Annotated in this window: 11 protein-coding genes; 7 read left to right on the top strand and 4 right to left on the bottom strand. The window is 58.9% G+C overall.

The window, feature by feature from the left end:
* Positions 1-20 precede the first annotated feature (20 nt).
* The gene (locus tag ACOI8A_RS01730; protein ID WP_420649680.1) at positions 21-1,634 is read left to right on the top strand and encodes a GMC family oxidoreductase; all 1,614 of its coding nucleotides are present in this window, start codon (positions 21-23) and stop codon (positions 1,632-1,634) included.
* 168 nt (positions 1,635-1,802) lie between these two features.
* On the opposite strand, the gene ACOI8A_RS01725 is transcribed toward ACOI8A_RS01730, so the two are convergent.
* Entirely contained in the window at positions 1,803-2,687 is an 885-nt protein-coding gene (locus ACOI8A_RS01725; RefSeq protein ID WP_420649681.1) for a LysR substrate-binding domain-containing protein, read from the bottom strand.
* Positions 2,688-2,843: 156 nt separating this feature from the next.
* On the opposite strand from ACOI8A_RS01725, the gene ACOI8A_RS01720 reads away from it, so the two are divergent.
* The gene (locus ACOI8A_RS01720) at positions 2,844-5,867 is read left to right on the top strand and encodes an FAD-binding and (Fe-S)-binding domain-containing protein (RefSeq protein WP_420649682.1); all 3,024 of its coding nucleotides are present in this window, start codon (positions 2,844-2,846) and stop codon (positions 5,865-5,867) included.
* Here the strand turns inward: ACOI8A_RS01720 and ACOI8A_RS01715 are convergent, their stop codons facing one another.
* Entirely contained in the window at positions 5,868-7,259 is a 1,392-nt protein-coding gene (locus tag ACOI8A_RS01715; protein WP_420649683.1) for an aldehyde dehydrogenase family protein, read from the bottom strand. It lies immediately after the preceding gene.
* A gap of 103 nt (positions 7,260-7,362) precedes the next feature.
* Here ACOI8A_RS01715 and ptrR point away from each other — a divergent pair, with 103 nt between their 5' ends.
* Positions 7,363-8,244, top strand: coding sequence for a putrescine utilization regulator PtrR (gene ptrR / locus ACOI8A_RS01710; RefSeq protein WP_420649777.1), 882 nt, complete (start codon positions 7,363-7,365; stop codon positions 8,242-8,244).
* A gap of 85 nt (positions 8,245-8,329) precedes the next feature.
* On the top strand, positions 8,330-8,674 hold the full coding sequence (locus ACOI8A_RS01705) for a gamma-glutamylcyclotransferase family protein (protein ID WP_420649684.1): 345 nt from the start codon (positions 8,330-8,332) through the stop codon (positions 8,672-8,674).
* Positions 8,675-8,793: 119 nt separating this feature from the next.
* Here the strand turns inward: ACOI8A_RS01705 and ACOI8A_RS01700 are convergent, their stop codons facing one another.
* Positions 8,794-9,612: an alpha/beta fold hydrolase gene (locus ACOI8A_RS01700; protein ID WP_420649685.1), complete on the bottom strand. Its 819-nt coding sequence runs from the start codon at positions 9,610-9,612 to the stop codon at positions 8,794-8,796.
* 787 nt (positions 9,613-10,399) lie between these two features.
* Between ACOI8A_RS01700 and ACOI8A_RS01695 the strand changes: the two genes are divergently transcribed.
* The 3 genes from ACOI8A_RS01695 (at position 10,400) to ACOI8A_RS01685 (ending at position 11,796) form a co-directional block, all read left to right on the top strand.
* Entirely contained in the window at positions 10,400-10,741 is a 342-nt protein-coding gene (locus tag ACOI8A_RS01695; RefSeq protein WP_420649686.1) for a hypothetical protein, read from the top strand.
* Positions 10,742-10,779: 38 nt separating this feature from the next.
* On the top strand, positions 10,780-11,136 hold the full coding sequence (locus tag ACOI8A_RS01690) for a hypothetical protein (protein ID WP_420651252.1): 357 nt from the start codon (positions 10,780-10,782) through the stop codon (positions 11,134-11,136).
* A 189-nt stretch (positions 11,137-11,325) separates the two neighbouring features.
* Positions 11,326-11,796 (top strand): hypothetical protein, encoded by a 471-nt coding sequence (locus ACOI8A_RS01685; RefSeq protein ID WP_420649688.1) that lies wholly within the window; start codon positions 11,326-11,328, stop codon positions 11,794-11,796.
* Between the two features lie 45 nt (positions 11,797-11,841).
* Here ACOI8A_RS01685 and ACOI8A_RS01680 read toward each other — a convergent pair whose 3' ends face one another.
* Entirely contained in the window at positions 11,842-12,885 is a 1,044-nt protein-coding gene (locus tag ACOI8A_RS01680) for an LLM class flavin-dependent oxidoreductase (RefSeq protein ID WP_420649689.1), read from the bottom strand.
* Positions 12,886-12,926 lie beyond the last annotated feature (41 nt).

Here is a 12,926-nt window from a genome sequence, read left to right as displayed (position 1 = left end):
GACTTACGCGGTAACCGTGCATGACATACGACTACATCATCGCTGGAGCAGGCGCCGCTGGCTGCGTGCTGGCCAACCGGCTCTCGGCCTCGGGCAAGCATTCGGTGCTGCTGCTGGAAGCGGGCGGCAAGGACAGTTCCCTGTGGTTCAAGATCCCGGTCGGCTTCGCCAAAATGTATTACAACCCGACCTTCAACTGGATGTACTACAGCCAGCCACAAAAGCAGTTGGGCAACCGCGAAATCTATGCTCCGCGCGGCAAAGTGCAGGGTGGCTCAGGCTCGATCAACGCGATGATCTACGTGCGTGGCCAGGCCCATGACTTCGACGATTGGGTGGCCAATGGCAACGACGGTTGGGGCTTCAAAGACGTATTACCGTACTTTCGCAAACTGGAAAACCACCCGCTGGGCGACAGCGAATACCACGGCGGCAGCGGCCCGATCAGCATCACCCCGATGGCCGGCCAGACGCACCCGATCTGCGACGTGTTTCTCAAGGGCTGCGACGAACTCGGCTACCCGCGCAGCAACGATTTCAACGGGCCGAAATTCGAGGGCGCGGGCCTCTACGACGTCAACACAAAAAACGGTCAGCGCTGCTCCAGCAGTTTCGCGCACCTGCATCCGGCGCTGAATCGAGCGAATCTGACCGTCGAGCATTACGCACTGGTTGACCGGGTGCTGTTCGACGAGACGCAGCAGCGCGCGACCGGTATTTCCATCACTCAGCATGGCGTAGTTCGCACCTTTACCGCGCGCAAAGAAGTGATCTTGTGCGCGGGAGCGGTCGATACGCCGAAAATCCTGCAATTGTCCGGCGTGGCTGACCGCGACTTACTGGCCAAGCATCAGATTCCATTGATCAAGCATCTGCCGGCGGTCGGGCAGAACCTGCAGGATCACCTGTGCGCCAGCTATTACTACAAGGCGAATATTCCGACGCTGAACGATGAGCTCAGCTCTCTGTTCGGCCAGTTCAAGCTCGGCGTGAAATACCTGCTGACACGCAAGGGCGCGCTGGCGATGAGCGTCAATCAGGCTGGTGGTTTCTTCCGTGGCGATGCGCAGCAGAGCCATCCGAACCTGCAACTTTATTTCAACCCGTTGTCGTACCAGATCCCGAAAAACAACAAGGCCAGCCTCAAGCCCGAGCCGTATTCTGGCTTCCTGCTGTGCTTCAACCCGTGCCGTCCGACCAGTCGCGGGCATATCGAGATTGCTTCGAAAAATCCGCGCGACGCGGCGTTGATCGACCCGAACTACCTGAGCACGCAAAAGGACATTGATGAAGTGATTCAGGGCAGCCGGCTGATGCGCAAGATCATGGCGGCGCCGGCCCTCAAGAGCATCACCGTTGACGAGGTGTTGCCTGGCCCGGCAGTCGAGACCGACGAGCAAATGCTCCAGTATTTCCGCGACAACTGCGGCTCGATCTATCACCTGTGTGGTTCGTGCGCGATGGGCGCGGATGCGCAGACTTCGGTGGTCGACAAGCGGCTCAAGGTGCATGGTCTGGACGGGCTGCGGATTGTCGACGCCTCGATTTTCCCCAATGTGACCTCCGGCAATACCCATGCGGCGGTGCTGATGGTGGCGGAGAAGGGGGCTGATCTGATTTTGCAGGATGCATAAGCTGTTTCTGAGTTAAGGCTCCTGGCCCCATCGCTGGCAAGCCAGCTCCCACAGGGTTTTGTGTGTATGCAGAACCTGTTGCAGGCCAGTACCCAGATTTCTGGGTGTAAGCAGAACCTGTGGGAGCTGGCTTGCCAGCGATGGCGGCCTGACTGGCGATAGAGGAATCTAGAGCGTACGCATCAACCAATCCCGAAACGCCTTCAGCGACGGCAACGACTCATTGCGCGCCGGGTACACCAGGTAATAGCTGCGCCGACTGACAATCGCCTCACCCAGTTGCAGCAACTCACCATTGGCCAACTCATCCTCCACCAGAATCCTCGGCACCAGCCCGATCCCGATATTCGCCCGCACCGCTTGAATCAAGTGCGACGTCATCTCAAAACTCGGCCCGATGCGCATGCTGCGATGCGGCAGTTTGTGCTGGCTGAACCATTCGGCCCAGGCCTGCGCGTTGCTGCTGACATTCAGCAGCAGTTGCCCGGCGATTTGCTTTTCGGCCACGCATCGTTCGTCCGCAGACAACTGCGCACTGGCGATCACCACCAGTTCTTCAGTGTGCAGGCGATGCGCGGTCAATCCCGGCCAATCGCCGCCACCCACGCAAATCGCGGCGTCGATTTCGCTGGTATCAAAGTCGATCGCCTCGATGCGCGAGTGCAGGTGCACGGTCATGCCGGGGTGTGCGGTGTAGAAATCCTTGAGTCGCGGCAACAGCCATTTCGAGCCAAACGTCGGCAACGTCGCCAGCCGCAAGCTGTGGATCCCGGAACCAAACGCCATCGCCTGCAACGTCGCGCTGCGAATCTGCCCGAGCGCTTCGGCAAGTTCGCGCTGATACATGCGCCCGACGTCGGTGAGAATCACCCGCCGGCCCTCGCGGCTGAACAGGCGCATGCCGAGCATTTTTTCCAGAATCTGCACCTGACGGCTGACCGCACTCTGCGTCAGCGACAGCTCGTGGGCGGCACGGGTGTAACTTTCGTGGCGCGCGGCGGCTTCAAAGGCCAGCAGCAATGACATCGAGGGCGTGAGCGTTCGCGGATTCATTCGTTTTAGTCATCAATAGCGGGTCGAATTTACGTTTGTCCCGAGCGGTATATGCAATGAACATGGGCGCCATGAGATGGCGGAGCCTGACGCAATCATTCGTTGCCGACAAGTGTTTACCGCCACAACGCCTTTTTGACCGGGATTGACCGACCGATGATTGCCCAGCTTTCGCCTGCCTCCACGCTGAACAGCGATTACCAACAGTTCCTCAAGGCACTTGCGGCCGCTGGGTTCAAAGGCGAAATCAGTGCCGACTACGCCAGCCGCGTGGTGCTTGCCACCGACAACTCGATCTACCAGCGCTTGCCGCAAGCGGCGGTGTTTCCGAAGGATGCCGACGACGTAGCGCTGCTCGCGCGGTTGATCGCCGAACCGGCTTACCAAAAAGTGGTGGTTACGCCTCGTGGCGGCGGCACCGGCACCAACGGCCAGTCGCTGACTGACGGCTTGGTGGTTGATCTGTCGCGGCACATGAATCGCATCCTCGAAATCAACGTCGAACAGCGCTGGGTACGCGTGCAGGCCGGCGTCGTCAAAGATCAGCTCAACGCCGCGCTGAAATCCGCCGGGCTGTTTTTCGCCCCGGAACTCTCGACTTCGAACCGCGCGACGGTCGGCGGCATGATCAACACCGACGCCAGTGGCCAAGGCAGTTGCACCTACGGCAAGACCCGCGATCACGTGCTCGAATTGCACATGATTCTGCGCGGTGGCGAACGTCTGCACGGCCAGCCGTTGGAAGAAAACCAACTCGGCGAACAATGCGCGCGCGAGGATCGGGTTGGCGAAGTTTATCGTTGTGCGCGGCAAATCATCGACGAGCAAGGCGAGCTGATCAAACAGACCTTCCCCGATCTCAACCGTTGCCTGACTGGCTACGACCTGGCGCACCTGCGCGAGGCTGACCAGCGCTTCAACATCAACAGCGTGCTGTGCGGCGCCGAAGGTTCGCTGGGCTTCGTGGTCGAGGCGAAACTCAACGTGCTGCCGATCCCCAAGCACACGATGCTGGTGAACATCCGCTACGCCGGTTTCATGGACGCGCTGCGCGACGCACGCGCGCTGATGGCGCTCAAACCGCTGTCGATCGAGACCGTCGATTCGAAAGTGCTGCTGCTGGCGATGCAGGACATCGTCTGGCACGGCGTTGCCGAGTATTTCCCCGAGAGCGCTGAACGACCGACGCTGGGCATCAATCTGGTGGAATTCTGTGGCGACGACCCTGAAGAACTGCAACAGCGGGTCGCAGACTTTATCGAGCATTTGTGCAGCGACAACACTGTCGAGCGGTTGGGGCATACGCTGGCGGTCGGTCACGCGGCGGTGAACAAGGTCTACGGCATGCGCAAGCGCGCGGTAGGGCTGCTCGGCAACGTCGCTGGTGAGGCGCGGCCGCAGCCGTTTGTCGAAGACACTGCCGTGCCGCCGCAGCACCTGGCCGAGTACATCGCCGAGCTGCGCGAGCTGCTCGACAGCCACGGTTTGCAGTACGGCATGTTTGGCCACGTCGATGCCGGCGTGTTGCACGTACGGCCGATTCTCGACATGAAAGATCCGCAGCAAGCGGCGCTGGTGCGGCCGGTGTCCGATGGCGTGGCGGCGCTGACTCAACGTTATGGCGGCCTGCTGTGGGGCGAGCATGGCAAAGGTCTGCGCTCGGAATACGTGCCGGCATTCTTCGGCGAACTGTATCCGGCGTTGCAGGCGCTGAAGGCTGCGTTCGACCCATTCAACCAGTTCAACCCCGGCAAGATCGCTACACCGAATGTCCCCGGTGCAGCGTTGCTGAAGATCGACGAAGTAACCCTGCGTGGCGAACTGGATCGGCAGATCGACGAGAAAGTCTGGCAGGACTATGGCGCGGCCATGCACTGCAACGGCAATGGCGCCTGCTACAACTTCGATCCCGACGACGCGATGTGCCCGTCATGGAAAGCCACCCGCCAGCGCGCGCAATCGCCCAAGGGCCGCGCTTCGCTGATCCGCGAATGGCTGCGCTTGCAGGGTGCGGCGGGGGTGGATGTATTGTCCGTAGCCGTGCGCCGACCGGCGTTTTTCTCATCCCTGGTGCAGCGCTGGCGCAACAGCCGTGGGCCAGGCGCTGACTTTTCCCATGAAGTGTATGACGCGATGGCCGGGTGTCTGGCGTGCAAATCCTGCGCGGGGCAATGCCCGGTAAAGGTCAACGTCCCGGATTTTCGTTCGCGCTTTCTCGAGCTGTATCACACACGCTATCTGCGACCGCTGCGCGATTACTTGATCGCCTCGCTGGAATTCACCATCCCGCACATGGCGCGGGTGCCGCTGCTTTATAACGGCTTGATGGGCGCTGCGCTGGTTCGCCGAATACTTGAGCGTGTCGGAGGCATGGTCGATGTGCCGCTGCTCAGCCGCTTCGATTTTCACGCGTCCATACGCCGCTGGCAGGTCCAGCCGGCTTCAGTGGCGCGGCTGTCGGCGCTGACTGCGGCGCAACGCGAACGCAGCGTGGTGCTGGTGCAGGATGCGTTCACCCGCTACTTCGAAGCGCCGCTACTGGCGGACTTGATCGAGCTGATTTCGCGTCTCGGCTATCAGGTGTATCTGGCGCCGTTCAGCGCCAATGGCAAGCCGCTGCATGTGCAGGGTTTCCTCTCGGCATTCAATCGCGCGGCGTTGCGCAATGCCGGGCAACTGCGGGAACTGGCTGAGATTGGGGTGCCGCTGGTAGGGCTGGATCCGGCGATGACGCTGGTCTATCGCCAGGAATATCTGAAGGTGCCGGGCATGCAGGATTGCCCGGAAGTGGCGCTGGTGCAGGAATGGTTGCTGAAGGTCATGCCGGAGCGCGCCGGCAACCAACAAACCTTCCGTCTGTTGGCGCACTGCACCGAGAAAACCAACGCGCCGGCTGCGACGCGTCAGTGGGAGCAGGTGTTCGAACGGGTTGGGTTGAAGCTGGCGACTCAGGCGACCGGTTGCTGCGGCATGTCCGGCACCTACGGACATGAAGCACGCAACCGCGAAACCTCGGCGCTGATCTTCGAGCAATCCTGGGCCAAACACGTCGCGGTACCGGTGGAGCAGGGTGAGGCATTGGCCACCGGCTATTCGTGCCGCAGTCAGGTCAAGCGTGAGGCGCAGCAAACGCTGCGCCATCCGTTGCAGGTATTGCTGCAAGTCCTGCGCAGCGCTTGATCAGCGGCGATCCAGCCACACCGTCTGCGCGTTGCAGAACTCGCGCACGCCGAAGTGCGATAGCTCGCGGCCGAAGCCACTTTTCTTCACGCCGCCAAAGGTCACGCGCGGATCGCTGGCCGAGTAGCCATTGATGAACACGCCACCGGTTTCCAGTTCGCTGGTCAGTTGCTGCGCCAGTTCGACGTTGGCGGTGTAGATCGTTGCGGTCAGGCCGAAATCGCTGTCGTTGGCCAGGGCCACGGCATGCGCGCAATCGCGGGCGGTGATGATCGAGGCGACCGGGCCGAACAGTTCCTGTTTGAACGAGGTCATCTGATCGGTGACATCGGCCAGCACGGTTGGCTCGTAGTAGTTGCCCGGGCCTTGCGCCTTGCCGCCGCCGAGCAGCAGGGTCGCACCTTCTTCCAAGGTATCGCGCACTTGCTGATCCAGCTCGTCACGCAGGTCGAAACGTGCCATCGGGCCGATGTAGGTGTCGGTGGACAATGGATCGCCAACCACCAGTTTGCGCGTGGCTTCGACAAACTTGCGGGTGAATTCTTCTACCACGCCTTGTTCGATGATCAGCCGCTTGGCAGCGGCGCAGACCTGACCGGAGTTCTGATAGCGACCGATCACGGCGGCTTGCACCGCTTCGTCGAGATTGGCGTCATTGAGCACGATAAATGGATCGGAACCACCGAGTTCCAGCACACATTTCTTCAGCGCGGCACCGGCCTGCGAACCGATGGCCATGCCGGCGCGCACGCTGCCGGTCAGGGTGACAGCGGCGATGCGTGGGTCAGCGATGGCGCTGGATACGCCGTCCGGGGTGACGTTGATCACTTCAAATACGCCATCGGCGAAACCGGCGCGGATGAAGGCGTCGCGCAGCAAATAAGCGCTGCCCATCACGTTCGGCGCATGCTTGAGCACGTACGTGTTGCCGGCCAGCAGGGTCGGCACTGCGCCGCGCAGCACTTGCCAGATCGGGAAATTCCACGGCATCACCGCCAGGATCGGCCCGAGCGGGCGATATTCGATGCGCGCCTTGCCGCCTTCAACCTGGGTCGGTTCGGCGTCGAGCATGGCCGGGCCGTGTTCGGCGTACCACTCGCAGAGCTTGGCGCATTTCTCGACTTCGCCACGCGCCTGGGCGATCGGCTTGCCCATTTCCTCGGTGATCATGGTGGCCATGGCTTCGGCGCCATCGCGCAACGCACCGGCGAGGGCGGTCAGCAGGCGCGAGCGATCCTGCAGTGGCTTGCGTTTCCACTTGTTGAAGCCATAAGCGGCGCGGGTCAGCGCGGCGTCCAAGGCTTCGGCAGATTCGAATGCGTAGTGGCCGATCTGCTCGCCGTTAGTCGGGTTGATCGAGATAGCGTGGGTCTGGCTGGAGATCGGGCTCATGGCATGGTCCTGCAATGTGAGTTGATGGGCCCAGAGTAGGCTGGTGTTTGTTTTCTGGAAACTGAATAATAAAGATCGTTTCTTTCACGTTTGGAGAATGACTGTGGATCTGGTGCAGCTGGAAATCTTCAAAGCCGTTGCCGAATACGGCAGCATCAGCGCGGCGGCGCAGCAGATTCATCGCGTGCCGTCGAACCTGACCACGCGGATCAAACAGCTCGAAGAAGACTTGGGCGTCGATCTGTTCATTCGCGAGAAAAGCCGACTGCGCTTGTCGCCGGCCGGTTGGAGTTTTCTCGAATACACCCGGCGCATTCTCGATCTGGTGCAGGAAGCGCGAGCGACGGTGGCGGGGGAGGAACCGCAGGGTGCATTTCCTTTGGGCTCGCTGGAGAGCACGGCGGCGGTGCGTATCCCTGGCCTGCTCGCGGCGTACAACCAGAAGCATCCGAAGGTTGATCTGGATCTGTCGACCGGACCTTCCGGAACGATGATCGACGGCGTGCTTTCCGGCCGGCTGGCGGCGGCATTCGTCGACGGTCCGGTGCTGCATCCGGCGCTCGAAGGTGTGCCGGCATTCGAAGAGGAAATGGTCATCATCGCGCCGCTGCATCACGCGTCGGTGCAGCGCGCCAGTGACGTCAACGGCGAGAATATCTACGCCTTCCGCTCCAACTGCTCGTACCGTCATCACTTCGAAAAATGGTTCAGCAGCGACGCCGCGGTGCCCGGCAAGATCTTTGAGATGGAGTCCTACCACGGCATGCTCGCCTGCGTCAGCGCCGGTGCCGGTCTGGCACTGATGCCACGCAGCATGCTGCAAAGCATGCCCGGTTGCGCGACGGTCAGCGTCTGGCCGCTGGCGGCGGATTTCCGTTTTCTGACGACCTGGCTGGTGTGGCGCCGGGGCACGGTGTCGCGCAGTCTGAGCAGTTTTGTGCGCTTGCTTGAAGAGCGCGGAGTGGTGCGCGAAAAAGCTGATTGACACTTTGTGTCATGGCTCGGTTAGTATCGCCATATACAAACGTATACAGCGTATGAATCGCGCCATTTGATTTCGGGAATCACTCATGACCAACCACACCGTGCTGCTGTTCTCCTACGGCACGCTTCAAGACACCGCTGTGCAACTCTCGAACTTCGGACGTGAGTTACACGGCCGCGCCGACAGCCTGCCGGGCTATAAGCAGACCATGGTGGAGATCACCGACCCTGCGGTGCTCGCCACCAGCGGCAAAACCCATCACCCGATTGTGCAGGCCAGTGGCGACATCAAGGACGAGATTGCCGGCACGGTGTTCGAGGTCAGCGAACAGGAACTGGCCGCCGCCGATGACTACGAAGTGTCCGACTACAAACGCGTGAGTGTTGTACTGAAGTCCGGCAGCAACGCCTGGGTTTACGTGCAGGCGTGAGGCGCTGTAGTTGTTGCTTCCAGCAGCGGTGAATCCACGTATTCAGCCGACGAAGAAAAGGGGCGCCGACATCGCAGTCGGCGCCCCTTTTCTTCGTAGCGATCAAGCTCAGATCGAACTCAGCGATTGAGGAACGCCAGCAAGTCCTCGTTCAATTCCTGCGCGTGGGTTACGGCGAAACCGTGGGGTGCGCCGGCATAGACTTTCAGCTCGGCGCCCTGGATCTGTTCAGCGGCCAGTTTGCCGGTGGTGGCGAACGGCACGATCTGATCGCCGTCACCGTGGATCACCAGTGTCGGCACGTCGATCTTGGCCATGTCCGGGCGGAAGTCGGTTTCCGAGAATGCGGTGACACAATCAACGGTGCCTTTGAGCGAGGCGAGCAGGGCGATGTTCAGAGTCTGGGTCAGCACGCCGTCGGAGACTTTCTGGCCCTGGTTAGTGCCATAGAACGGCGCGTTGAAATCGGCGATGAATTGCGCGCGATCCTTGAGCAGGCCAGCCTTGATCCCGTCGAAAACCGCTTTTGGAACACCTTCGGCAAAATCGGGTTTCTGGCCGAACAGCGGCGTTACCGCGCCCAGCAACACCAGGCCGGCAACCCGCTCGCTGCCATGGCGCGCGATATAACGGCTGACATCGCCACCACCCATCGAGAATCCAACCAGCGTCACGTCACGCAGATCCAGATGCTCGATCAGTTGCGCGATGTCATCGGCGAAGGTGTCGTAGTCATAACCGGTCCACGGCTGCTCGGACCGCCCGAAGCCGCGACGGTCGAACGCGATCGTGCGAAAGCCGCGGCTGCTCAGGTATTCCATCTGGTATTCCCACATGTCGGCATCCAGCGGCCAGCCATGGCTGAACAGGACGGGCTTACCGCTGCCCCAGTCCTTGAAGTAGATTTCGGTGCCGTCTTGGGTCTGGAAGGTGCTCATGGAAACTCCTTGCGTAGGGAATGCTCGAGGGGCGTGCGTGGCTGCCGTGAGGGCAGGGTTGACTATCGCTGTAATCCGCATCGGTAACTTGTACGCAAGTGCTAAGTTTTCACTGACTGAAGCGAGCGTGTCGGCTCCACGCCATTTCGCGATACCACGTAAGTCTTTTCGACAGGCAGTCGCTTGAGTGCTTTTATCCAAGTCATCCTGTCCATCTACAAAGGTGATGACACAAAAGTGCCCAGATGCAGAGCAACACGTCAGGGGCTCTGGTCTCCGGCTTTGAGAGGGTATCGGCTACAGAAAATGCTATAGCGGCCGATGCATGGCGCGAGAGCTAAGACATAAGCCTCTCAACTGGATCGAAACCACTATGGGAATATTTAAATGAGGTTCATACATGCGTTTCGCCGGTTAGTCATATGTTTGAGTCTTGTCCTCGGCGCCCTGTCGGTGTTTGTCATGATTTCGCTCGTGTTAGTGTCGTTAGTGATGTTTGTTCTGTTTTTGTTTTGTGAGCCGGATTTTGTAGTTATTTTCAAGTGGGCGGGCATGCCGGTAGCATGTTTGTTGACGATTCGATGGGTTTATAAAAGCACAACGATGCTTAAGGCGGTTTTGAGAGGCGATTTCTAGAGCGCAGGTGTGTGGGAGTAGCGTCTAGCCTTTTGTTTAAAGCAGCGATGGTCGAGGGTTTGATTTTTGATTCGAATCCGAGCGCGAATTACGGGCGCAACTAGGGGATTTCGAAATCGACTTCAGGGAGCATGACTAAAGGGGGCTTTAAATGATGAAGGCTACTTCCTATTATTGCTCTCTTCCAGGAAAAAAATGGGCAGATTTATTTTGCGGAAATGGCAAGGTTTCATTGGCGGAGTTAAAGGTGGCGTCCGTGCAGCTTGAAAAAATAATTGAATGTTTTTTTACATACGCAAATGAACAGGGAAAGCCCTATAAGGAATTTCCCTTGGGTACCGAAATAGAGGAATTCGGTGCGCCCTATATTGAGATTTCTGCGTCAGGCAAGCTAGCCCTCGTTGCGAGAGATCGCGGTACGGAGCAGCTCAGGAAAGAAACGATGTCGCCAGAAGTTATGGCCAAGTGGGTATTTGAGCTTTTTAGCTACTAGGCTTCGCCGGCGATGGGCGAAAGACGGAGTGCGCGGTAATGAAATTAAATATCGACTTTCCCGAAAGTATGATTACGGATGACTTGCTAAAACAGCAACGAATCCCGTGCTTTTGTAAAGTTTCTACTCAGTTTGAGATCTTCTTTTCGGATACCGTTCCGGAATCATCTGGCGTTGTATCTGATTGGGATCGCAGAGAATTGGAGTTGCGAGCCATTGCGGGCGCAGGCGGTCATTATACCCACTTCGCTAATGGGTTGATTACATTGAAGAAAATAGGTGATAGCGTTTTCGAAATCGTTGATCTCGAAATATTTTATAGAGCTTTCGGTTGGTGCGCGGTATTGCGTAACGGAAACTACGCCCCTCTTGGGAGTTTCTGGGATGAAGAATAGGCTCCTCACGGATACTGAAATCCGTATTCAATATTGCGAGAGAAGATGGGGACGTGAAAAGAGTCTCGCCGCGCGGCAGATCCGGACCAGCGCATGGAGGTGGTGGGTGCCGTTGTCGATTCAGGCCGGATCGACATATTGCGGTAGTAAACGTGCCGCACTGATATTGATTGCCGGGAAACAACAAGCATGAGCATGAACAAAGCAGCCTATCCACGTTTGAAAGTGTTTCTGATCTTCCTTTTCTCCCCCGCGGTTCCGGGCTTTATCGCTGGCATCGTCAAGACATTTGCGACGATCGCTCACATCACTATGAATCCAAGGCTTATCGGTGAGGTCGCAGGCGCCCAATTGATGTTGATGCCGTTTCTCGCACCGGTACTCGCCGTTCTGATATTTCTGATCCCGTTTCTGTTTTTCTCGGCGGTGATCGCGTTGACTAAGGTCATGATGACCCCACGAGCGTGCATGGCGATTGCACTGTCAGGTGCTTCGTTAGCCACATTGTGGGTGATGCCGTTTATCCTGGCAGTGGTACGCGATCACGACGGCGCAGCAGTCTCGGATCATGCTTGGGAAATTGTTGTACTGTTTCTGACATCGATGGCGACCTGTTGGCTGACCGCACGTTTGGCTCTGCCGGAAACGCAAACGCCCTGAACAGATCAGGGCGCTTCGGTTTGTCAGGTTCGATAGGCGGAACTGTTATCTGAACGCCGGCACCACATGCTTGATAAACAACGCCAGCGACTTCTTCTTCTCCGCATGCGGCAAGCTGTTGTCACACCAGAAACTGAACTCATCCACCCCCAGTTCCTGGTAGTACTTGATGCGCGGAATGATCTCTTCCGGCGTACCAATCATCGCAGTCTTGTGCAGGCTCTCCAGCTCAAACTCCGGCCTTGCAGCAAACTTTTCTTCCGGGCTCGGCGCGAGGAAGCCGTTGACCGGCACTTCCTTGTTGCCAAACCACGCATCGAACGTGCGGTAAAACCGTGAGATCGCTTTCGCGCCAACCTTCCAGCCTTCCGGATCATCAACCCCGTGCACATGCGTGTGACGCAGCACCATCAATTGCGGGCGCGGCACATCAGGATTGTTGTCCAGCGCGGTCTGGAATTTGTTTTTCAGGTCGAGGACTTCTTCGTCGCCCTTCATCAATGGCGTAACCATCACGTTGCAGCCGTTGGCCACCGCAAAATTGTGCGAGTCCGGGTCGCGGGCGGCGATCCACATGGGTGGATTGGGCTTCTGAATCGGTTTCGGCACGCTGGTGGAAGTGGGGAATTTCCAGATGTCGCCGTCGTGCGCGTAGTCGCCCTGCCACAGAGCGCGTACCACCGGGACCATTTCGCGCAGGGCCTGGCCGCCGCTTGAAGCAGGCATGCCGCCGGCCATGCGGTCGAATTCAACCTGATAAGCGCCGCGCGCGAGGCCGACTTCCATCCGGCCGTTGCTGATCACGTCGAGCAACGCACATTCACCGGCGACCCGCAGCGGATGCCAGAACGGCGCGATGATGGTGCCGGCGCCGAGGTGGATGGTGGTGGTCTTGGCGGCGAGGTACGCCAGCAGCGGCATCGGGCTCGGCGAGATGGTGTACTCCATGGCGTGGTGTTCGCCGATCCACACGGTGCTGAAACCGCCGGCCTCGGCCATCAGCGTCAGTTCGGTCAGGTCTTCGAACAGTTGGCGGTGGCTGACGCTTTCGTCCCAGCGTTCCATGTGTACGAACAGGGAAAATTTCATGACGCTACCTCAAATCTTTTGTTATCGGCCGGTCGTGTGCG

Source organism: Pseudomonas sp. P4795 (genome assembly GCF_048822895.1).
GTDB lineage: Bacteria > Pseudomonadota > Gammaproteobacteria > Pseudomonadales > Pseudomonadaceae > Aquipseudomonas.
This window is presented reverse-complemented; position numbering and strand designations above follow the sequence as displayed.